This window comes from Aerococcus sp. HMSC23C02 (genome assembly GCF_001806805.1).
Lineage (GTDB): Bacteria > Bacillota > Bacilli > Lactobacillales > Aerococcaceae > Aerococcus > Aerococcus sanguinicola.
Map to the genome: position 1 here is coordinate 1 of NZ_KV786057.1, position 21,390 is coordinate 21,390.

General features: G+C 47.1%; 22 protein-coding genes, 4 tRNA genes, 1 pseudogene and 1 other annotated feature (1 of these 28 only partly in view). Of the genes and pseudogenes, 2 read left to right on the plus strand and 25 right to left on the minus strand.

Translation table 11 applies throughout. The features are described 5' to 3' along the window. Nucleotides 1-155: 155 nt before the first annotated feature. From HMPREF3090_RS06075 to HMPREF3090_RS06145, 16 genes are all read right to left on the minus strand, one after another. Complete coding sequence (locus HMPREF3090_RS06075; RefSeq protein WP_070486178.1) at nt 156-1,343, minus strand: acetate/propionate family kinase; 1,188 nt, start codon at nt 1,341-1,343, stop codon at nt 156-158. A 58-nt stretch (nt 1,344-1,401) separates the two neighbouring features. Further along, complete coding sequence (locus HMPREF3090_RS06080) at nt 1,402-2,427, minus strand: class I SAM-dependent methyltransferase (protein ID WP_067971781.1); 1,026 nt, start codon at nt 2,425-2,427, stop codon at nt 1,402-1,404. A gap of 74 nt (nt 2,428-2,501) precedes the next feature. Continuing rightward, nucleotides 2,502-2,786, minus strand: coding sequence for a 50S ribosomal protein L27 (gene rpmA / locus HMPREF3090_RS06085; RefSeq protein WP_067971784.1), 285 nt, complete (start codon nt 2,784-2,786; stop codon nt 2,502-2,504). Between the two features lie 22 nt (nt 2,787-2,808). Next, nucleotides 2,809-3,144: a ribosomal-processing cysteine protease Prp gene (locus tag HMPREF3090_RS06090; RefSeq protein ID WP_067971786.1), complete on the minus strand. Its 336-nt coding sequence runs from the start codon at nt 3,142-3,144 to the stop codon at nt 2,809-2,811. Between the two features lie 2 nt (nt 3,145-3,146). Then, on the minus strand, nt 3,147-3,455 hold the full coding sequence (gene rplU / locus HMPREF3090_RS06095) for a 50S ribosomal protein L21 (RefSeq protein ID WP_067971788.1): 309 nt from the start codon (nt 3,453-3,455) through the stop codon (nt 3,147-3,149). A 14-nt stretch (nt 3,456-3,469) separates the two neighbouring features. Continuing rightward, nucleotides 3,470-3,541, minus strand: a sequence feature (ribosomal protein L21 leader region). 56 nt (nt 3,542-3,597) lie between these two features. Beyond that, nucleotides 3,598-5,298, minus strand: coding sequence for a triphosphoribosyl-dephospho-CoA synthase CitG (gene citG / locus HMPREF3090_RS09635; protein WP_067971799.1), 1,701 nt, complete (start codon nt 5,296-5,298; stop codon nt 3,598-3,600). Nucleotides 5,299-5,521: 223 nt separating this feature from the next. Continuing rightward, entirely contained in the window at nt 5,522-7,063 is a 1,542-nt protein-coding gene (gene citF, locus HMPREF3090_RS06105) for a citrate lyase subunit alpha (protein WP_067971803.1), read from the minus strand. Continuing rightward, complete coding sequence (locus HMPREF3090_RS06110) at nt 7,060-7,929, minus strand: aldolase/citrate lyase family protein (RefSeq protein WP_230080821.1); 870 nt, start codon at nt 7,927-7,929, stop codon at nt 7,060-7,062. The genes citF and HMPREF3090_RS06110 overlap by 4 nt, the downstream gene beginning before the upstream one ends. Before the next feature lie 20 nt (nt 7,930-7,949). Beyond that, entirely contained in the window at nt 7,950-8,243 is a 294-nt protein-coding gene (gene citD, locus HMPREF3090_RS06115) for a citrate lyase acyl carrier protein (RefSeq protein WP_067971807.1), read from the minus strand. A 43-nt stretch (nt 8,244-8,286) separates the two neighbouring features. Next, nucleotides 8,287-9,672 carry an oxaloacetate decarboxylase subunit alpha gene (locus HMPREF3090_RS06120; protein ID WP_070486180.1) on the minus strand — a complete coding sequence of 462 codons (1,386 nt, stop codon included), beginning with the start codon at nt 9,670-9,672 and terminating at the stop codon, nt 8,287-8,289. Further along, on the minus strand, nt 9,656-10,255 hold the full coding sequence (gene citX / locus HMPREF3090_RS06125) for a citrate lyase holo-[acyl-carrier protein] synthase (RefSeq protein ID WP_067971813.1): 600 nt from the start codon (nt 10,253-10,255) through the stop codon (nt 9,656-9,658). The genes HMPREF3090_RS06120 and citX overlap by 17 nt, the downstream gene beginning before the upstream one ends. Continuing rightward, on the minus strand, nt 10,245-11,237 hold the full coding sequence (citC, locus tag HMPREF3090_RS06130; RefSeq protein WP_306345450.1) for a [citrate (pro-3S)-lyase] ligase: 993 nt from the start codon (nt 11,235-11,237) through the stop codon (nt 10,245-10,247). The genes citX and citC overlap by 11 nt, the downstream gene beginning before the upstream one ends. An 87-nt stretch (nt 11,238-11,324) precedes the next feature. Then, nucleotides 11,325-11,453, minus strand: coding sequence for an OadG-related small transporter subunit (locus HMPREF3090_RS09985; protein WP_252100469.1), 129 nt, complete (start codon nt 11,451-11,453; stop codon nt 11,325-11,327). A gap of 15 nt (nt 11,454-11,468) precedes the next feature. Then, entirely contained in the window at nt 11,469-12,587 is a 1,119-nt protein-coding gene (locus HMPREF3090_RS06135) for a sodium ion-translocating decarboxylase subunit beta (RefSeq protein ID WP_067971819.1), read from the minus strand. Nucleotides 12,588-12,607: 20 nt separating this feature from the next. Continuing rightward, complete coding sequence (locus tag HMPREF3090_RS06140) at nt 12,608-13,018, minus strand: biotin/lipoyl-containing protein (protein WP_067971823.1); 411 nt, start codon at nt 13,016-13,018, stop codon at nt 12,608-12,610. A gap of 26 nt (nt 13,019-13,044) precedes the next feature. Further along, nucleotides 13,045-13,383 carry a hypothetical protein gene (locus HMPREF3090_RS06145; RefSeq protein ID WP_067971826.1) on the minus strand — a complete coding sequence of 113 codons (339 nt, stop codon included), beginning with the start codon at nt 13,381-13,383 and terminating at the stop codon, nt 13,045-13,047. Between the two features lie 324 nt (nt 13,384-13,707). On the opposite strand from HMPREF3090_RS06145, the gene HMPREF3090_RS06150 reads away from it, so the two are divergent. Next, entirely contained in the window at nt 13,708-15,084 is a 1,377-nt protein-coding gene (locus tag HMPREF3090_RS06150; protein WP_067971830.1) for a CitMHS family transporter, read from the plus strand. 142 nt (nt 15,085-15,226) lie between these two features. Further along, the gene (locus tag HMPREF3090_RS06155) at nt 15,227-16,357 is read left to right on the plus strand and encodes a PTS sugar transporter subunit IIC (RefSeq protein WP_070486184.1); all 1,131 of its coding nucleotides are present in this window, start codon (nt 15,227-15,229) and stop codon (nt 16,355-16,357) included. Nucleotides 16,358-16,840: 483 nt separating this feature from the next. On the opposite strand, the gene HMPREF3090_RS06160 is transcribed toward HMPREF3090_RS06155, so the two are convergent. The 9 genes and pseudogenes from HMPREF3090_RS06160 to HMPREF3090_RS09865 all read right to left on the minus strand — a co-directional run. Further along, a complete protein-coding gene (locus tag HMPREF3090_RS06160; protein ID WP_067971836.1) occupies nt 16,841-17,512 on the minus strand; it encodes an amino acid ABC transporter ATP-binding protein in 672 nt (223 codons plus the stop codon). A gap of 16 nt (nt 17,513-17,528) precedes the next feature. Continuing rightward, nucleotides 17,529-18,152, minus strand: coding sequence for an amino acid ABC transporter permease (locus HMPREF3090_RS10025; protein ID WP_306345452.1), 624 nt, complete (start codon nt 18,150-18,152; stop codon nt 17,529-17,531). 48 nt (nt 18,153-18,200) lie between these two features. Beyond that, a pseudogene (locus tag HMPREF3090_RS10030) lies at nt 18,201-18,971 on the minus strand (amino acid ABC transporter substrate-binding protein); the annotation flags it as partial. Nucleotides 18,972-19,523: 552 nt separating this feature from the next. Next, the gene (gene mreD / locus HMPREF3090_RS06170) at nt 19,524-20,060 is read right to left on the minus strand and encodes a rod shape-determining protein MreD (protein WP_067971841.1); all 537 of its coding nucleotides are present in this window, start codon (nt 20,058-20,060) and stop codon (nt 19,524-19,526) included. Then, nucleotides 20,038-20,976, minus strand: coding sequence for a rod shape-determining protein MreC (gene mreC, locus HMPREF3090_RS06175; RefSeq protein WP_306345451.1), 939 nt, complete (start codon nt 20,974-20,976; stop codon nt 20,038-20,040). The genes mreD and mreC overlap by 23 nt, the downstream gene beginning before the upstream one ends. Before the next feature lie 116 nt (nt 20,977-21,092). Then, nucleotides 21,093-21,164, minus strand: a tRNA-Glu gene (locus HMPREF3090_RS06180). A gap of 15 nt (nt 21,165-21,179) precedes the next feature. Continuing rightward, a tRNA-Phe gene (locus HMPREF3090_RS06185) sits at nt 21,180-21,252 on the minus strand. Between the two features lie 12 nt (nt 21,253-21,264). Further along, nucleotides 21,265-21,337: transfer RNA gene (locus HMPREF3090_RS06190), tRNA-Asp, on the minus strand. Nucleotides 21,338-21,365: 28 nt separating this feature from the next. Further along, nucleotides 21,366-21,390 (minus strand) — tRNA-OTHER (locus HMPREF3090_RS09865) (it continues 46 nt past the right edge of the window).

The following is a 21,390-nucleotide window of genomic DNA, read 5'->3' on the forward strand; positions in this document are numbered from 1 at the left end:
ATTTAACGATCAAATTCAAAAGCGGAACGGATGCTCGCCTGCAGAATTTGGGAAAGGGCCTTCAATAAGGCAAAATCTTATTTTTCAAAGTAAAAAAGCGTGCCTCTGACTCAGCTGAGCCAGAAAGCACGCTTTTCTTTTAATAATGATTGACTCTAGATATTACCTAGACGTACGGTATCGCGGACAATCATCAATTCTTCATCAGTTGGAATTGTCCAGATAGCTACTTTGGAATCATCAGCTGAAATCTTAGCTTCATCGCGAGTATCATTGCGTTCGCTATCTAATTTAATACCAGCCCATTCCATGTCTTTACAAATTTCTTCACGGAAGGAAGCGGAGTTTTCGCCGACACCAGCAGTGAAGACAATAACATCAGCTCCACCCAGAACGGTTAAGTAGGAACCAACATATTTACGAACACGGTCATAGTAGATATCTAAAGCCACTTGGGCACGTTCATTGCCTTCAGCCGCAGCTGCTTCAACGTCACGCATATCAGAAGAGACGCCTGAGATACCCAATAAGCCAGACTTCTTATTCAAGATAGTAATCATTTCATCCATGCTGAGGCCTTCTTTTTCCATGATGTATTGGAGTAAGGAAGGATCAACGTCGCCGGAACGGGTCCCCATAGTAATCCCAGCTAGAGGGGTGAAGCCCATTGAAGTATCTACAGACTTGCCGCCGTCAACCGCTGTAATCGAACCACCATTCCCGATATGGCAGGTAATGATCTTGAGGTCCTTAATGTCTTTACCTTCTAATTCAGCAGCACGTTCTGCCACATACTTATGAGAGGTACCGTGTGCGCCATAGCGACGGGCTTGGTGTTTTTCATAGTATTCAAAAGGCACAGAATAGAGATAAGCCTTTTCTGGCATAGTGGTGTGGAAGGAGGTATCAAAGACACCCACAGTTGGTTTGCCAGGTAGAACTTTTTGGAAAGCACGGATAACCTTAGCTTCTGCTGGGTTATGTAGAGGGGCAAAGTCAGCCAATTCTTCTACTTTTTGAATGTCTTCTTCATCAAGTAAGGCAGAGTCTTTAAAGTGTTCGCCCCCTGCCACAATCCGGTGGCCAGAGCCAGCGATTTCATCAAAGCTTTCAATCACTTTAAGCTCTTCTAATTTTTTGAGTAAGTGGTTGATCGCAACTTCATGATCTTCAATATCTAGGGTTTCTTCATGCTTTTCCCCTTGGAATTTAACGGATACGATCGAATCTTTTAAGCCGATCCGTTCGATAATACCAGATGAAATCACTTCTTCAGAAGGAACTTCATAGATTGAGAATTTTAAACTAGATGAGCCTGCATTAATTGTAAAAACTTTTGACATACTTTTTCTCCTCTTCACATAAGTTTTTATTATGGTACAACTAGGTACGATACTTTTATTATAACACGTCTTGGGTCCACTTGCTAAAACTGTCTATGAATTTCTCCATATTTTCTTGATCTTTTAGGTCAGGTATATCACCAATGAGCACGTTTTCAGCTTGTTTGGCCGCAGCGCCCTGCTTTTGCACCATAAGAACCGACTTGCGCGCCTTGGCTTGGCGGAAGAGTTCCGCTGGCAAGTTTAGAAAGGCTTGGAAGTAACCGGTCTGGGTGATGGCTTGGACCAATTGAGCAGAATAGTCTTCCTGGAGAATCTGGGTAGGCACTAAGAAGATCCCCCAGGCCCCTTCTTGCATATACTTCAGACTCTGTTCGATCATCAGATAATGGGCATAAGCGTGGGGCGTCCCCTGGTCCATAGTATTAGCTTTGAAGGCCTTGGCCTGTTCATCGAGAGGGTAATAGCCCACTGGCAAGTCAGCCACTACCAAGTCTACTGGCTCCAAGAGTAAATTCTGGAGGACATCACCGTAATAGAGCTTGGCTTGCCGGTCCAAGAATTTAAAGGACTGGTCAGCAATCGCTAAGAGTAAGTCGTCATTGTCATAGCCTACTGAAGCCACTTGGTAGCCCCCTTCTTCAAGGCCTCTCTGGACCATCAAGAGCAGGTTGCCTGTCCCTACTGTTGGGTCAAAGACTTTGAGCGGCGTCTCTTTAGACTGCCCCCTCGTTTGGAGCAAACGGCTCGCGAAATAGGTCAAAAGCATGGCAATGCCAGCTGGGGTCATCTGGTGGTTGGCTTGGAGCTGGTCCTGGCGCTCAGCTTCTAGGAAGATCAATTGGAGAACTTGCAGGCGTTCGCGCTCAGAGAACTTATCCCAATCGACTTGGTCATAAAGGGTTTGGATCCTTTGAGCAGTCTCAGGATCAGGCTGGCCATCGATCACTTGGAGGACCCCGTTAGCAATATTTTGCAGATTTTCATGCCAGGCCTCCGTGTAAGAGAAGTCGAGGGCTTCCATCATGATTTGGTTGGCTTGGTTCAGTTTGTCATAGGCTGCTTGGATGTGTTCAGTCGACACGTTAAACCTCCTTAATGAAAAAGGTCGATTCCCCTTCATTCAAAGTAGAATCGACCTGATTTTCTTTCTCGTAATTAAGCTTCTACTGGATACACAGAAACTTGTTTTTTGTTCTTGCCCTTGCGTTCGAAACGAACAACGCCGTCTACAAGTGCGAATAAAGTATCATCGCCACCGCGACCTACATTGATCCCTGGATGTACTTTAGTCCCGCGTTGACGGTAAAGGATTGAACCGCCAGTTACTTCTTGACCATCAGCACGTTTAGCACCTAAACGTTTAGCTTCTGAATCACGACCGTTGGCAGTTGAGCCGCCACCTTTTTTGTGGGCGAAGAATTGTAAATTCATTTTTAACATGTGAGCTTCCTCCTTTATTAACTTACCCTTGGACATATTGGACATAGTCTGGATAATTACTTGCGATATCCTCCTTCAAGGCCAGTTGGCACTGCTCGAATAGGATATCAACGAGCGCTCTTTGTTCAGCCGTCAGTTCCCGGGGGAGTTCGACATAGAGATAACCCGCCTCAGGGTCGGATTCGACCAGGGCTTGGATACCTGCCATGCGTTCAAGGTTATTGACTAAAGCAATGCTCAGAGCTGAAACCCCCGCACAGACAACGTCTTCCCCGTAGTCACCGGCCATAGCATGGCCTGAAATTTCCATGCTGACAAAGTGCTTGTCTTGATTTTCTTTAAATTGAACCTTAATCATGCTTAAGCATTGATGCTGTTGATGGTTAATTTAGTGTAAGGTTGACGGTGACCTTGTTTACGACGTGAGTCTTTCTTCTTGATGTATTTGAAAGTAGTGACTTTCTTTTGACGGCCGTGTTTTTCAACAGTTGCTTCAACACTTGCCCCATCAACGAGAGGAGTTCCCACTTTAACTTGGTCGCCTCCAACGAAGACAACTTGGTCAAAAGTGACTTTTTCGCCAGCTTCAACATCTAATTTTTCAACGTAGATTGTTTGGCCTTCTTCAACTTTAACTTGTTTTCCACCTGTTTTGATAATTGCGTACATGTAACGCACCTCCTTAAATAACTTAGACTCGCCATGGTAAGCGGCCTTGGCACTTGAAAGCTTACAATGAGCGGTTGCAGATCTGGTGGTCACAGAAATACAACGCTATTATGTTACCATTTCCTAAAGAGGAGGTCAAGTCTTATTTAAAAATAATTTTCTCCATAAATTTCTCTAGGAAGAGGGCTACTGCTAATAGGTCTGCCGCGCCGCCAGGGCTTACATTGTAGTAAATACAAGCCTGGTTGAAACGGTCGAGTTCTTTGATTAGGTCGTGGTCGGACAAGTCCTGGTCGAGGAGCTGGCGGCTGGTCAATTGGAGCCAATGATAGGCTTCAATCCCTCCTCTTTTTAAGACATTGGTGTCTTCAACCCTGGACATGAGATAGAGGAGGAGCCGGTGTTCGGCTGTTTTCGGATGATTTTGGCGCATGGCTTTGAGGAAGTTAAGGCCTGCCATGATGAGAGTAGGATAGCCCTTCTCTGCTTCTTCGCGGATACCTTTGATCCCGTATTCCAGGTACATCTTTTCCCCATGGGTCAGCTGACTTTTCTGGTCGAGATTGGCCCAGTCCTTAGTGATTAAGCCCTGGGTCATGTTCTGGATCATGGTTTGAATGCTTTCCAGAACTTTTTCTTTTTCCGCATGGAGGCTGGGATGCTTATCGCTCTGAGGGCAAGGACCTTTTAAGAGGTCAATATCGCCGTGGGTCACCATGACGGCAGCCGTCGCCGCTAAAAAGATACCCATGGAGAAGACAATGCCCTTATGCGTGTTCACCCCGCCTGTTGCCTGGAACATGTCCTTCTCTGCTTCAACCCCAGCCTGGCGCAGGGCTTGGAAGAGGGGTTGGGGACGCTGGTCATTATATCCCAACTGAGCGGCTTGAATAAAATAAGGAAAGAGAGCCGTTGCGCTTTCGACAAAGAGTTTAGGGGTCATATCGTCATGGGCCCCATTATTGGTCGGATCAACCAGACCTGGCTTAGGCCAGACCATGATTTCACGAAGGACCCCCTGTTCCGCGAGCTGGGCTAGGAGTAAGGTTTCATCTTTCGATTTAACGGCTACACTTTGGCTAGGACTAAGCTGGAAGTCCTCTGCTAGGCTGAGCTCTTCTTCGGGAACATCCAAGTTATTATTTTGTTGGCTTTCGCGCTCCACAGCTAGGCGGATGTGTTTTTCAGATGTTGCCAGGTGCTTATAGATCACTTCCTGGAGCTTATCGAAACGCTGTTCCTTCATATAATGGTAAATTACCCAGTGGTCATCCAGGGCAGCCCGCCGCCGCTGCCGGTCATTAATGGACAAAGAACGGAAACGGCTGAGGTATTCATAAAGGGTGGAGACAATACTCTGCAAGCGCGGCATCTGAGCCTGCTCATAGATATATTCATTGAATCCCTTCCAAGAAGAAGTCAAGCCTTCAAGACTAGCCCCTTCATAGGCCGCCTCCCCCCGGTTAAGGATGCCCTCCAAGTCTTTAAATTCTTTGTCTCCCATCTTTTTAGCCGCATTAATGGTCGCGATTGTATCCAAGCTCTTTCTTAATTGATAGATTTCAGCTACGTCTTCGGCCTTAATATTCTTGACCATATAGCCATGCTGGGGAATATACTCCACTAGCCCCTCTTCTTCCGCCCGGCGCAAAGCCTCCCGGATCGGGGTCCGGCTAATATTCAGGGAATCGGCATAAACTTTTTCGTTAATCCGTTCGCCGACAGGGATGGTCCCGTCGAGGATGACCATCCTAAGCCCTTCGTAAACGATTTGACTGAGTGTCTTTCCTCCCTTTTGGCTTTCCGTCCGGCAGTACTGGACCAAGCGATCTTTTTCTGCCATCTTATCACCTCTCTAAAAGCTTAGTTTCACTTTTTTATAAATTAAATATATTAAATCATCCATAGTATCTACTCCATAAAGGCCGACTAGCCTACTAGAGTCTTGAATCACTTTACTTCACTAATTCAGACCTACAACTTTCCTCACACGCTACTTATATTATAAATGAAAAACCTAGCAGAAACATCTGCTAGGCGAAATTAATTTCTTTTTTAGCTAAAGCTTAGCTTTTAATCTTCTTAATGGTATCAATAATGGTCCCATCGCGGTATTCAACCAAGGCAACCACTTGGTCTTCGAATTCTAAGTCCTTAGGCGTGCCTACCAAGTCATAGGCTTTTTCTTTTAAGGCTTCGATGGTCGTTAATTCAACCCCTGCGGCTTGGAGGCTGTCAATCAAGTCTTGACGCTGTGGGTTAACAGCAATGCCATTATCGGTCACTACCACGTCAACACTTTCTCCTGGCGTAGTGACAGAGGTTACCCGGTCCTTGATGGAAGGAATCCGGCTCCGCACAAGAGGCGTTACAATGATCGTTACCTTGGCCCCTGCTGATGTATCGGGGTGGCCGCCTGGTGCCCCTTGGATCATGCCATCTGAACCTTGGACCACGTTAACATTGAAGTCGGTATCCACTTCCAGAGCGCCGAGGATCACATAATCGAGATAGTTAACATAGGCCCCCTTATTGAAAGGATTGGCGTATTCAGAGGTTGAGATTTCAAAGTGGTTAGGCGTTTCATGGACTGAAGCCACGGAAGCTGTATCGAAATCTTGGGTGTCTAAGATAGCTCCAATATAGCCTTCTTTGAGCAGGTTGACCATGGGTTCGGTGATCCCACCAAGGGCCCAACCCATCTTAATCCCCTTAGCATCCATATAAGGCTTGAGGAAGCGGGTAACGGCGAGTGAAGATCCGCCAGCCCCTGTTTGGAAGGTGTAACCATCTTCAAAGTAAGGGGTGTTAACAACCACTTCAGCTGCACTTTGGGCAATCTTTAATTCGCGCGGGTCATCGGTCAAGCGGATGGCACCGGAAGCAATCTTAGCTGGGTCTCCCACTTCATCGATTTCAACCACATAGTCCACATAGATAGAGGAAATGCTAGCCGGATGGTTGGGCGTTGGCACTAGGGTATCGGTTAAGACAACCACCTTGTCCGCATACTCAGCATCCACATTGGCATAGGAGAGGACGCCACAGTCTGACCGTCCCCCTTTACCTGAGGCATTCCCTAATTCATCGGCAGAGGGTGCCCCGATAAAGGCCACATCGATATGGACTTGGCCGGTCTCAATGGCACGGACCCGACCGCCGTGTGTCCGAATCATGGCCGGATGTTTCAACTTACCAGTCGAAATGGCTTCGCCCACTTCGTCTCTCACCCCAGAGGATGAAATCCGGGTAATGGTGCCGTCTTCGATCATCGGTACAATGTCTTTAGCTGCCTTGCCCAAACTGGAAGCACAGATATAAAGATCCTTGATCCCCATTTCATGGATGGCCTTCATCACGGTTGGCATGGTGTAGTCCCCATTCCGGAAGTGGTGGTGGAAGGAAATGGTCATCCCATCTTTAAGGCCAGTCTTTTCAATAGCTTCTTTTAGAGAAACTAGTTTGGATTGGTCTGAGCGGACATTGGCCCGTGTTTTAGGCGTCGCCTTTTGGTAGTCATAATCTTGCCGGTAGTCAAGGCCTTGGTAGACTTCAACACCGTCCGCTAGTAATTCTTCTGGTATATCGCGTCCAACTGCGTTTTTCATGCTAAATCCCCCTTATAGAGCCCGGATGCCTTGGCAATGTCCAGTGTCCGCTGAGCCCCTTCAACCCAGGCTACGTCCACCATCTTGCCATCAACGACCAGTACACCAATCCCTTTCCGTTTGTTCTCTTCTAAAGCTAAAATAATATTTTCAGCATTGCGGATTTCCTTGGCACTTGGTGTAAAGACATCGTGAACCGGTGCAATTTGTTTTGGACTAATCAAGGACTTGCCGTCGAAGCCCATGTCCTTGATGAGTTCTGTTTCCTTGGTCAAGCCTTCAATATTGTCCACATCTGTATAAACGGTATCGAAGGCCATAATGCCTGCCGCCCGAGCAGCCATTAAGATCATCGACCGGGCAACAAATAATTCTTCTCCGCCTTCTGTAACCTGGGCGTGAAGTTCCCGGCGATAGTCCCCTGCGGATAGGGCAATCCCCATCATGCGCTCACTGGCTTCGGCAATCTCTTTAGCATTAAAGACAGCGGTTGGTGATTCGATGGCCCCCATAATCATGGTTGAGCCCTTTTCCACACCAAATTCTTCTTCCGCTTCTTCGATTAAGCCTTCAACAATATGGACATCCTCTGCAGTCTCGGTCTTAGCAATCCGAATACCATCGCATTGCCCCGCCACAGCGGCCCGAATATCTTCCTTATAGTAAGGCGTATCGAGTGGGTTAATCCGCACCCAAATTTCGGTTTCCCCGTAATCTAAATACTTGAGCGTGTTGTAGAGTTGAATACGTGCAGAATCCTTTTCGTTTTCTGATACCGCGTCCTCTAAGTCCAGGATCACACAGTCTGGTCCGTAGACATAAGGATCCTTGACTAAAGAAGCCCGCTGGGTATTCAGAAACATCATCGTTCTTCTTACTGATCTTCTCATAGCTTCGTCCCCCATGGTAAACCTTCTGTTTGATTGATTGATCTAAAAATTGCTGTCTGTACGCGCGAACGGATGGTACAATCTAGAGCTCCATGGTCATCGGCATAGAGCTTAACCCCGTCCACTTCTAATTGGTCTAAAACCTCTTCAATGGTCGCCTCAATAGCTTCTCCAAATTGGGCATAGACGGTTGAGTCCACTTGAATTTGACGGCTTGTAGCAGGTTCAACCGTGACCCGAACATCGCTCGACTCGATGGTTCCTGCCTGAGCCTTATCTTGTAATTCCATAGCGTCTTCCTCCTTTATTTAATGACACTCTTATTATATCAGATTACATTTCTATGCTAACATTTTGTACTGGGACATCATACCAAGGGTCCTGACGCTTCCTCAAGAAATGCTCCGCCTGGGCGGGGAATGCGACATAGCTGAGCACATCTTCTTCGCTCTGAGCAAAGTCTTGACTTTCCTGGCGAGCAGCCTCAAGTCCTGGATCCAAGCGGTCTGCTGGCCGGCCTTCAAGGACCTCTTCCTGGCCAATAATTTGCTGGCGGATGTCAGAAGCAATTGGAGCCGGTGACTTCCCGTAGAGTCCCTTCACATAGTCCTTAATTTCCTTGGGGACCATCTTATAGCGTTCCCCGGTTAGGACATTCATCACAGCCTGGGTGCCGACCATTTGCGAAAGCGGTGTTACCAAGGGTGGGAAACCGAGGTCTTCTCTAACCCGCGGCACCTCTTTGAGGACTGCATCATACTTATCTTCCTGACCAGCTTCTGTTAGCTGAGACAAGAGATTGGACAGCATCCCGCCCGGTACTTGGTAGAGCAAGGCACGCGGTTCTGTCTGCATCACCTTCGGATTGATCGTCCCTTCTTCCAGGAATTCATCCCGGATTGGCGCAAAATAATCGGCAATCTTTTCTAAAAGTGGCGTATCTAGACCATCGTCATAGCCGAGCTCGTCTAGGCTAATGTGCAGACTTTCTGTGGCTGGTTGGCTGGTTCCCCCTGAGAAAGGTGAAATGGCGGTATCGATGATATCTGCCCCTGCTTCGACAGCTTTAAGATAAGTCATTTCTGAAATGCCAGCGGTCGCATGGGTGTGGATATCTACGGGCAAGTCCGTCCGCGCCTTGATTCCTGTCACTAGGCTATAGGCACGAGCCGGGGTTAAGATTCCCGCCATGTCCTTGAGACAGATGGAATCGACACCCAGGTCTAGCAATTGGTCCACTAAGTTGAAATAATAAGCATCGGTATGCACTTCCGAAATGGTATAACAAAGGGTACCCTGGGCATGGGCCCCGTACTTCTTCACCGCACGAATGGCCGTTTCCAAGTTCCGCACATCATTCAAGGCGTCGAAAATACGGAAGATATCGATCCCATTCTCAACAGCCTTTTGGATGAAGGCGTCGACCACATCATCCGGGTAGTTGTGGTAGCCTAAGAGGTTTTGTCCCCTTAAGAGCATCTGTAATTTAGTGTTTTTTACCACTGAGCGAATCTGGCGTAAGCGTTCCCAGGGATCCTCATTGAGATAGCGCAGGCAGGCATCAAAAGTCGCCCCGCCCCAGCATTCCAGGGCATAGTAACCGGCTTGGTCCATCTCCTCGAGGATAGGCAGCATCTGCTCTGTTCGCATGCGCGTAGCGGCTAGCGACTGGTGCCCATCCCGGAGAACTGTTTCGACAATTTTAATTGATTTCTTCATCTTGTATTCTCCCATCCTCTACAATCATCTTAGCAATAGCCTGGTAAATCGTGTCAAAATCATGCTGGCGGCTCCGTGCACAAAGCTTAGCATCACGTTGGCAGACAAAACACTTGCGCTTGGGCAGCCCCACTTGAACACGGCTTAAACTTTCTTGCTGGCCGGCTTCATCCATGTAGAGACAGTCAATATCCATCAAGCGGCCAAGGTCTGTTTCTTCCTCTAGCTCGACTAGGCATGATTTGACTTCAGACGCAGCTTGGTCAACTAAGATAAAGTATTCCCTACCAGCCAAACTAGAGCGGCCCCCCTCCTTCACCACTGCCCCGGCGAAGGTCTCCCGGCAATAATCTTGAAGGTCGGACTTGGCCAGGTCAAAGACTTGGTCGCTGAGCGGGCTGCGCTTATAGGGGCCCGGCATATTCAGCTTGAGAGCAATTAAAGTCGCTCCAACTGGCGCCTGATTTAACCAAGCTTCCTGGAGACTAGCCCGAGCTTCGCGGCTATCCAGGGCATCCTCTAAGTTACAGAGCGGGCCTGTTTGCAAGGCTTGGCTAAGTTTTTTCACAGTATCAATAGTCATGGACTTGGCTCAGATCCTTTCGTTTGGCGATCATGGCCTGGCATGCTGGGGATTCGATAAAGGCTCGACTAGTCTCTGGCAGATAGTTTTTAGCGGCTTCTAAATCACCATCTAAGACTAAGCGACGAACCTTGGAGGCTGAGATAACTTCTCCGTCTCGGTCTAAATGCCGTCTCGGGATAATATTTAGCTTAAGCTCAGGGGCAAAAACTTCTGCCATCACTTGGTTATAGGCTGCAGTCGTCGGGCTCAAGGGTTCTTCCCCTACAAAGCGCTGGCTGATCCCCAAGCTTGGTGCAATCCTTTCCTTAAATAAGCGAGCATCAACAGCTGCTTGGGCTCTGACTGCTGACTGGTCGGCCTTGAGGAAGTAAGCTGGAAAAGTAGCCTGGGAAACCATATAGTGCTTGGTCTCCACCACATAAACTGAATCCAGGTCGGCAGTGCCACGGCGCACCAAGTCTAAGCGTGTTTCCTTATCGAAGAGCGACCGGTCTTCGGAGAGAACGAAGACATAGAGTCCGTCCACTGCCTTGAGGGCCTCTTCAATTAAGTAGCGGTGCCCCTTAGTGAAGGGATTGGCATTCATCACGACCGCTCCTAAACTTTGGTCTCCTGTAAAGGGAGCCTGGTCCTTAATGGCGGCAAGATAGCTGTCTATCCCCTCCTGGGACCGCTCCATAAAGGCCACGTCTTCGGTCTCTACTAGCAGATCAAAGCCCAAGTGTTCAAAGGTCTGCCGTTTAGAGGCCTTGGTAAAGACTAAGACATCGTCATAGCCTGCCCGGTAGATCTCTGTTAAAAGAAAGGAAATCAGTTGGTGGAAGGCTGCCCCGCCAGCATAGGCCTGGCGGATCGCTAAGCACTTGAGGATATTGGCTTGGTAGGAAGCCGTCCCCACCAAGTCTTCGCCATCAAAGAGGCCGTACGTTGCATCCAAATTTTTTTCTTCTTTGAGTCCAGCACAGTTGAGCAAGTCCAACCAGAGGGCCCGGTCATAGCTCGACCGTTTTACTCTAAGTTTTTGTATTGTTAAGTCGATCCTAATCAGTCCTTCACTCTCTAATAACTACTTATCTTCTGTTGGGAAGACCTTGAGCAAGACCTTCACAGCTAGGTAGAGAAAGCCCATCACAACAAAGATGCCTCCCCAACCTAAAGCTAGAATTTGAAAAGCGTGAACAAAATTCTCATTCATGGCGATAACCTCCCTCTACATACCGACAAAGTAGCCTAGGATAAGACCACCGGCAACTACCGATCCGATCTGACCGGATACATTGGCTGAAATTGAATAGTTTAGAACGAAATTCTGAGGATCTTCTTCCGTCGCCATTTTTTGGATGACCCGGGCAGACATGGGGAAGGCTGAAATCCCAGCGGCACCGATCATTGGATTAATCTTTTCTTTGCGGAAGATATTGATCAGCTTACAGAAGAGCACGCCCCCAATGGAGTCCATAATAAAGGCAACCAAACCAAATGCAATGATCATCAAGGTCTGCACGTTGAGGAAGGCTTCCGCCGTCATCGTTGAGGCAATGGTAATCCCGAGTAGGATCGTAATCAAGTTAACCAATTCATTCTGGGCGGTATCTGATAAGCGGTCTAAGACCCCGCATTCCCGCATGAGGTTACCGAACATCAAGAAACCAACTAGGGGCAGTGAAGCCGGCGCAATCAAACCTGCGACAATAGTAATGATAATCGGGAAGAAAATCTTAGTCGTCTGGGACACGCCTTCTGACCGGTATTTCATCCGAATTTGGCGTTCTTTCTTAGTTGTAACTAATTTAATGGCTGGTGGCTGGATAATAGGCACCAGAGACATGTAAGAATAGGCTGCTACTGTAATTGGTCCTAAGAGTTCAGGAGCCAATTGGTTGGAGACAAAGACGGAAGTTGGTCCGTCCGCCGCACCGATAATCCCAATTGAAGCGGCCTGTTGGAGGCTAAAGCCAGCTGCAAGGGCGACAAAGATCGTAAAGAAAATCCCGAACTGGGCAGCTGCCCCAAAGAAGAGCATGGACGGATTCTGCAGCAAGGGACCAAAGTCAATCATTGCCCCAATCCCAATAAAGATAAGGAGTGGGAAGAGTTCCGTTGCAATCCCAAAGTTAAAAAGTTCATCTAAGACACCAACTGGGCCTCCAGGTTGGGTAATCATCCCTGAAAAAGGAATGTTTACGAGGATGGTGCCTAGGCCCATGGGAATTAAGAGCGTTGGTTCGTATTCTTTTTTGATTCCTAGGTAAATGAGCACAACCCCGATCAGCATCATCACGATCTTCTGCCAGGTGATGGCCAGGAATCCCTGTAATAAAGCTTCCATAATGTGTCTTCCCTTCTATTCTATTCCACTGTAAATAGGGTCTCACCCACATCAACCGTTTGGCCTTCTTTGACTAAGATAGAAGTCACTTGGCCAGCCTTGGGTGCTACAATTTGATTTTCCATCTTCATGGCATCTAAGACAACAACCGCTTGCGACTCAGCAACGGTCTCTCCCGGTTGAAGCAGGACATTTAGAATCGTCCCTGGCATAGGAGCCGTCACTTCTTCACCTGAGCCAGGTTGGCTAGCAGGAGCTGGGGCTGGGCTGGGCTCAGAAGCTGCTTCGGCTGGCGCTTGACTTGGTGCAGGAGCTGGAACGGCTTGGGCTGGGGCCTCTTGAGCTGCAGGAGCTTCGAAGCCAGGCGTTAATTCTTCCATTTCTACCATATATTCTTTATCATTTAAACGGACACGAAATTTTCTTAACATGATGTTTTCTCCTTTATTTTGACTGTTTATGAAATGCGTTCGATGCGTTTGACGCGGTAGTGGCTGTCTTCCTGGTCATGGGCAAGGATACAAGCGGTCAAGATGCCTGCTAATTCCTGGTCGAGGTCAACCGCTTCGATGGACTTAATCCGAAAGACCGTATCTGACCGGGCCCCTGTCACGCAAGCCGCGGCGATCGCTGCGACCGTGCAAGCCTCTTCAGGGTCTAAACCGCTCCGCTCAATCCAATCCTCACTGGCCTCAGCTTGGGGAAGGTCAGCTAGCTTCTTCCTTTCGGGCTCAACCGGGTCAGTGGCAGGCTCCTTGCTTTGAAATAAGTGCTGAATGCGAGAAAATAATCCCATGAGGCGCCTCCTTTCCAATAAGTTCTTGTTAACTTGATTATAACGAAAGATTTCAGCCCATGTTGTTTTTTTACTGCACTTAAGACAGATTATTCATGTGAACGCTATCATTAATGTTCTTTTGGTGTTTTATTCTCGATCACTATTGAAATAGCGCTTACAATCCTTTATCATCTAAATTAAATTAAGTATTCTTCATATGAGGACTTGTCAAATGAGAGAAAATTCATCTATAATAGTCTTTATGTGAAAACATGATCAAAGGAGGTTTGTTGGGATTTTTTGTAAATAGAATACTGATCATAAGATCTAGGAGGAAATGATATGTTAACTGTTTTAAGTTATTTGATGATCATCATCTTTATGTTCGTGATCATTAAAAAGAAAATGTCGCCCTTTACGGCTTTAATTAGTATCCCTTTAATTTTTGCTCTGATTGCAGCTATTGCTGGTCTCTTCCCGGTTCCTAATCCGGAAGTCGAAGATGCCTTCATCAATAATCCAAGTCTCTTTGAACGGATCACTTCCCTAGGCGAATTCGCTGTCGACGGGGTTGGTCAAACGGCAACCACAGGGATTATGCTGCTCTTTGCCATCCTCTACTTCGCCATCATGCTGAATGCCGGGATGTTTGACCCCATCACGGAAAAGATGATCCGCTTCGCTAAAGGAGACCCGGTCAAGATTCTCTTTGCCACTGCTTTCATCTCTATGGTGGTTTCCCTCAACGGGGACGGGACGACAACAACCCTTATTGTATGTACAGCCTTCATTCCTATCTATAAGAAGCTTAATTTAAGGATGATGAACTTGGCTGTCTTGATTATTTTAATGAATACCATTATGAACCTCTTGCCTTGGGGTGGACCAACTGCCCGGGCCATCTCCGTGCTTAGCTTGAACGACCAAGAAGTTATCCGGGCCCTAGCGCCAGGTATGGTGATCTCCGCTATTTATGTGCTCGGTCTGTCCGTCTTCCTAGGTGTCCGCGAACGTAAACGTGTGGGGATTCAGGAGCTAAGCGAAGAAGATATTCAAGCCCTCACTGCTGCTAAATCTGATGAAGAGCAGGCCATGAAACGTCCGAAACTCTTCTGGGTGAACCTTATCATGACCATCACTCTGATCTTCTTCCTCGTCTCTGGTTGGTTCCCAGCCCTCTTCCTCTTCCTTACAGGGACGGTGCTGGCTCTAATCATTAACTACCCTGATCTCAAGCAACAAAAGAATCGCATCCAAGAAAATGCTGGTGACGCTGTCCAAGTGGTTATCCTAGTCTTTGCTGCCGGGATCTTCATGGGCTTGTTCACAGGAACAGGCATGGCAGATGCCCTGGCCCAAAGCTTGACTACCATTATCCCTGAAAGTTGGGGCCGGGCTTGGGGGCTCATTACAGCTGTCCTCTCCGCACCAGGTACCTTCTTCCTATCCAACGATGCCTTCTACTACGGCGTCCTGCCCGTTCTCTACCAAACCGGTACCCAATATGGCTATACAGCCTTAGAAATTGGTGTGGCCTCCCTACTCGGACAAGCCTTCCACTTACTCAGTCCACTCGTTGCCTTCATCTACCTCCTCTTCAACCTAACAGGAGTTGACATGGGCGAATGGCAAAAAGAATCCGGTAAATGGGCCCTCGGTATCTTTATCATCTTCATTGCCGTAGCTGCTATTACGGGAGCTGCTCCAATTATTAAATAAAAGAATTTTGCATTAGAAGCGTGAAAAATATTTCACGCTTTTTTTGTTTCTTTTACAGAAAAGCCCCTTCCTTTTTGCTATTGACTCTTATTCATGTTATATAATGAAGATGAGTCAAAAATACATTAAAGGAGGACACAATATGTCTGAAACTCAAGATGAACTTTCTTTTTTGGATAAGATTCTCAATGCCATTAAGGAAATTTTTGCGCCGATTTTGATCGGACTTACGGCAGCTGGTATTCTCCAGGGGATTACCATCCTCTTGCACAGCTTCTCCCTTATCCAGGAGGGCAAAGCAGAGTACATTATCCTCAACTCCATCTCCAATGCTGTCTTTTATTTTCTGCCTATCTTGCTCGCTAATTCAGCTGCTAAGGTCTTTGGGGCCAACCAGATCCTGGCTATGGCGACAGCCGCCTTCCTGCTCCATCCGGAAATTACCAGCGAATTGGCCAATTATGATGGGAGCGCGGACTTCTTTGGCATCCCTCTGCCACCAGGTAACTACCCTAGTTCCGTGATCCCGATCATTCTGATCACCTTTGCCCAGTCCTATATTGAAAAGTTCTGGTACAAGGTCATTCCAGAGATTGTGCGCGGGGGCTTCGCTCCTGTCCTGGTCCTGCTCACAACCTGTATACTGGGAATTTCAGTTTTAGGGCCGCTCGGGACTGTTCTAGGCGACGGCTTGGTTGCCTTAGTGGACTTCCTCAGTTCCAGAGCCGAATGGTTGGTGCCCGCCCTCTTAGGAGGATTTGGCCTCTTCGTGGTCATGTTTGGCGCCCATTACGCCCTCTTCCCAGTTGTTACCCAAACTATTGCAGCAAGCGGTACCGATACCTTCTTTAACCCTGGCATGCTGGCCGCCAATATGGCCCTATCAGGTGCTGTTCTGGCTGTCTTCTTTAAGACCAAGCACAGTGCCTACAAGCAGTATAACTTGTCAGCTTGTGTAACAGCTGCCATGGGCGTCTCTCAGCCAGGCCTCTACGGCGTCGCCATCCCCATTAAGTCCGTTCTGATGGCTTCGATCGTCGGTGGACTGGCAGGCGGACTCTATGCCGGTATCAGCCAGGTTTATGCCTACGCCTTTGCCAACCCAGGAATTGCTGCCCTCCCTATCTTTATCAGCCCAGATGGGGACATGTCCAACTTGATTAACTGCCTCATTTCCATTGCCATTTCCTTTGGCGTGGCCTTTGCCCTCGTTTACCTCCGTCCCTTCTCCGACTTGCCAGAAGAAGACGTCAACGACATCGTTGCCGACTAGGCCCTATCATTAGACCAAAATAAAAGCAGCACCAGATCCCTTTAAAAATAACGGATTGGTGCTGCTTTTTAGATTCTCTAACTTTTTTAGATTCACCTTAAGCTAATCAAAAATGGTACAAGTTATTTTTGAGCAGGAGTGGAGCGTTGAAGTTGCCCTTAGCCATGAACAAGCAAGTTTCAGGGTGAGAGGGCTGACGGTTAGCTTTCGTTCACTGGAGCAAGTCAACAGAGCAGTCTCATAGACTGCGGCGAAGACTTGTGAAGTGACACGAAAGCTGTCAGACCGACCCCGACTAGATGTGAATTAGGGATAGTTGGCGTAAGCCTTACTAGCCCTTTGAAGCTCGCTAGGTGAGGGACCTTGGCCCGAACCGGTGCCATGGCTCTTTAAGGGCCAAATTCAACAGTGAAACGGATGCTCACCAATACAATTTGTTAAAGAATCATTTTTGATTTGGAGTTATTATAGATTAGCCAAGCCTTATTTAAAATCGCTCGACGAAATAATGCGTGTCCCATATTCACGACCGAATTCGGTATCGTGGGTGACAATTAAGACCGCCTGGCCACTATCCGCCAGGTCCTGAATCAAGCTACCGACTTGGTTGGCCGATTCCCGGTCAAGAGCCGAAGTTGGTTCGTCAAAACAAATCACATCGGGATTCAACATCAGGGCCCGGGCAATAGCTACCCGTTGCTTTTGCCCCCCAGACAAGGTAGAAGGTTTGACCTCTGCCTTGTCGGACAAGCCGACCCGATCTAATAAGTTTAAAGCTTGGGCTTTGATTGCTTCCTGGCTGTCAAGTTTCTGAGCCAGGGGGGCTTCCATCAGATTTTCTAAAACGGTAAAATTCGGAAATAGTTGGAAGTCTTGGAAGACCATGCCCAGATTATTTTGATAGGCACGCTGGTCAGCCTTGCTGAGATAGTCGGCGCCGCCCGCCCCTGCCCGGCAGAGGTACTGATCATTGATGCGAATACTGCCTTGGTCGGCTTTTTCTAAATTATTAATCAGGCGCATAAAAGTTGTCTTCCCTGTTCCTGACTTACCGAGTAGGATGACGATTTCGCCTCCTTCAATCTGGCAAGAAAATTGGTCAATAATTTGGTTGTTGTTATAGGCTTTGGAGAGCCCTTCTACATATAATGCCATCTTGTGCTCCTTTCTACTACCAGTCGATTCGACTTTCGATACCTTTTAAGAAGAAGGTCACGACCGCTGTAAAGAGTAAGTAAATTGCCCCACAGAGTAAGTAAGGGGTCAGTGTCGCATAGGTATTGGCTGCAATCGAACCAGCTCTTAAGAGTTCGCCCAGACCAATTACATAGACGAGGGAGGTGTCCTTAACGAGAGAAATCACTTCATTGCCCACAGAAGGCATCACAATCTTCATCACCTGGGGTAGGATGATCCGTCTAAAGCCGCGGAAGTGGCCGATTCCCAGGACATTAATACTTTCGAATTGACCATCAGGGACAGACGAGATCCCACCGCGGAAAATCTCTGTAAAGTAAGCTGCGTAGTTAATCACGAAGGCGAAGATAGCGGCGGTAAAGCGGTCCAAGCTCAGCCCGATGTAAGGTAGGCCGAAGAAGAAAACCATCAGTTGGAGCATGAGTGGACTGCCTCGCATCACAAAGACATAGGCTTCAATGAGGCCTTGTAACCACTTAGGTCCGAATACCCGTAGAATAGCGATTAAGAAGCCTACTGGGATACTTAAAATTAGGACCACAATAAAGATCAAGAAGGTCATCTTAAAGGCTGACAGTAAAGAGGGAAGAACGGTCATGACCAGAGATTGGCCCCGGTCAGCTGTCTGGTCACCAGCAAACCATTTGTTGTAGATCTCATCATAAGTGCCATTTTCTTTTAGTGTCTGGATGCTTTGGTCAATTGTTTCCTTGAGCTGGGTATCTTCCTTACGCAGGGCCACGGCCATGGGTTCGACATAGTCTTCATTGACGAAGTACTTGTACTGGCCTTCAGGGCGCTGTTGGAGGGTGTAGAGACCGTAGATGGTTCCTGTTGCAATGGCATCAATCCGCCCAGCGTCCAAGTCAGCAAAGACCTCATTGTAGCTAGGATAGAGAACAGGCTCACCGTCCAAACGCTTGTACAAGTCATTCGGCCAGGTCTTCATTTCCTCTGCTGTCGTCGAACCCGATTGACTGCCCACTTTCTTACCGGCTAGGTCCTCTAAGTCATCAATCGAATCATCGGCGCGCGTAATAATCATTTGCTTACTGTCGATATAGGGCTCAGTCAGGAGAAATTGTTTTTCCCGCTCGGGTGTAATCCCAAATCCGTTCCAGATCATATCGATGTTTCCAGTATTCAATTCAGTCTCCTTCATCGACCAATCAATAGGCTGGAAGTCAATCGACCAACCATTCAGGTCAGCCACTGCCTCGGCTAAATCGATATCAAAGCCGATTAATTTCCCTTCATTATCCCGAAAACCCATGGGAGAGAAAGTATCATCTAAGCCAATCACATAGTGGTTCTCCTTAGCCTCAACTGGGGTTGGAAAAACAGATAATAAGGGCAGAAATAGTGCGAAGAGCCAGGCAATACAGCTCAGTTTCAGCATTTTTTTCATGGGACTCATCCTTTCTTTATTTAATCATAATAAAACGTCCTCTAGTCATTGACTAAAGGACGTTAGAAGACGTGGTGCCACCTTTATTCGCTAGACATTCACATGGCTAGCCTCAGCATGTCAGAGGAACTGACACAGGATTAACGCTCCAACACGGCCAAACATTTCCGATTAGCAACTCTGGGGTGTGCCATTTAGTAGGTCTTGCTAGCTCTCAGCTCGCCTAGCTCTCTGTAAAGACCTTCCTAAACTTTTTCCCGTCAACATCATTTCCTATTAATAAAAAAATCCTTTCGTATCATACGAAAGGACGTTAATTACGTGGTTCCACCTTTGTTCATAGCCTACTCACATAGACTATCTCTGTGTGTAAAGTTTACACATGATTAACGCTCAAACACGGGTACAAGACCAGCTCATGGGTGTGTAGACATCAGACTTGGATTATTCGCAGCGACCATAATCTCTCTTGGCAAGTCTTCAATGACCTCTTCCAATCAACGCTTTTATTTTTAACTTATACTCATTATAGACAAGTTTTGAAATTTTGCAAGTCCTTTTTTACTTATTTATCCATTCGGCAAATCGTTCCAAGCAGTAGTTCAAGATAAAAGCCATCAAGCCGTTAAAGAGCAAGGAAGGCAGCAAATGCTGGAAGAGAAAGATACCATACTGGGGTTTTTCTAAATTAAAAATAGAAAAAATAAAATAAATCAAATGGCCATAAGTGAGATAGACAATCATGGTCCAAAACCAAACACTGTAAAAGTTAATGCGGAAGTGTTGGGCGAAATAGCGAGTAGCAAAACAAATCAATGGCATAATAAAGAGATTCACACCGAGCACTCGCGAGTAATAGGTATCGAAGATAAAGCCTATGACGATGGCCGAAAGATAGAGAAGATTCACCCTTTGGCAGTAAATACTCAAGATAGTCAGGGCAATGATTGTGAGCGAAGAAGTCATCGAATAATTGACTTCACCCAAATTCTTCAAAAGCATCACCTGCAAGGAACCATCCAATAATAAGATTAGAATCAAGAGAATTGGAAGAGCAAAGCGCCGACGAAAGTAATTACTCATTGCTTGAATCTTCATCAGATCCCTCTCCTTCTGCCTGGTCAGCTTCTTCTCTGGCCTGCTTAGCTTCTTCGTCCTGCATCACTACAAAGACCTTACGGATATCATCAAAGTCAGCCGCCGGTTTAACCCGCACCTTCTGCGAGAGGCCAAATTCGTCCGTTTTAGCCTCAATCACTTCACCAATGATAATCCCTTCAGGCGAAACACCGCCGAGGCCAGAGGTAGTGACCATGTCTCCCTTGTTGATTTTAGCATCTTGGGCGACCTGGCTGAGGATCAGTTCTTGCTCTTTACGGTCATACTCCTTGATCACCCCATGAACAATCTGGTCCTTGATCTGGATGCTAGCAGCAACTTCCATAGAATTATTAGCCGTTGAAGTCAGTAATTGGACTTTAGAACTGGTTGGATTCACTTCCACAATCCGTCCAATCAAGCCGCTCGCACTCATCACCGACATATCCGTTGTCAGGCCATTATTAGAGCCCAAGTCGATAGTAATATAATCCACCCAAAAGTCTGGTGACCGGGCAATGACATTACCGCCAATGACTTTTTTATCCACCAGGGTTGGCTTAATTTCCAAGAGATCATTGAGTTCCTTATTTTCAGCTTTTAAACTTTCATTCTGTACTTTTAAATCTTGGAGGACCCCAATTTGCTTTTTCAACGATTGATTTTCTTCATAGGTATTCTTCAATGAAGCAACCGAATCCCCAAAATTCATCACAAAATTTCCTGGCGAAGATACTGCTCTCCCAACGACAGCTGTCAGATCATTCATCCAGGAAATAGGCTTAGGGGTTTCATGACTACCAAAGAGCGAGAAGAAAATTAAACTCAGGGAGGTCATGATACTCACAAGCAGCACAATCAATTTTCTCTTTTTCAAAAACTGCCGCAAACTTATCTTTCCCTTCAATTCAATCAAATTTTGTATAATATTTCATTACATAATTATAGCTAACTTTAGACGAACAATCAATAAAGCGAGAAAAATCTCAGATAAAAAAATAAAGGCTGGGACAGATTCCCAACCTTTATAAATGACCCGTACGGGATTCGAACCCGTGTTACCGCCGTGAAAGGGCGGTGTCTTAACCGCTTGACCAACGGGCCAATATTAGCATGTAATGGTCCAAGACAGAGTCGAACTGCCGACACCTTGAGCTTCAATCAAGTGCTCTACCAACTGAGCTATTGGACCAAAAAAGAAAAACGGTCCGGACGGGATTTGAACCCGCGATCTCCTGCGTGACAGGCAGGCATGTTAACCCCTACACCACCGGACCAAGTATATATTATGCTCGTAATTGCGGAGGCAGGACTCGAACCTGCGACCTCC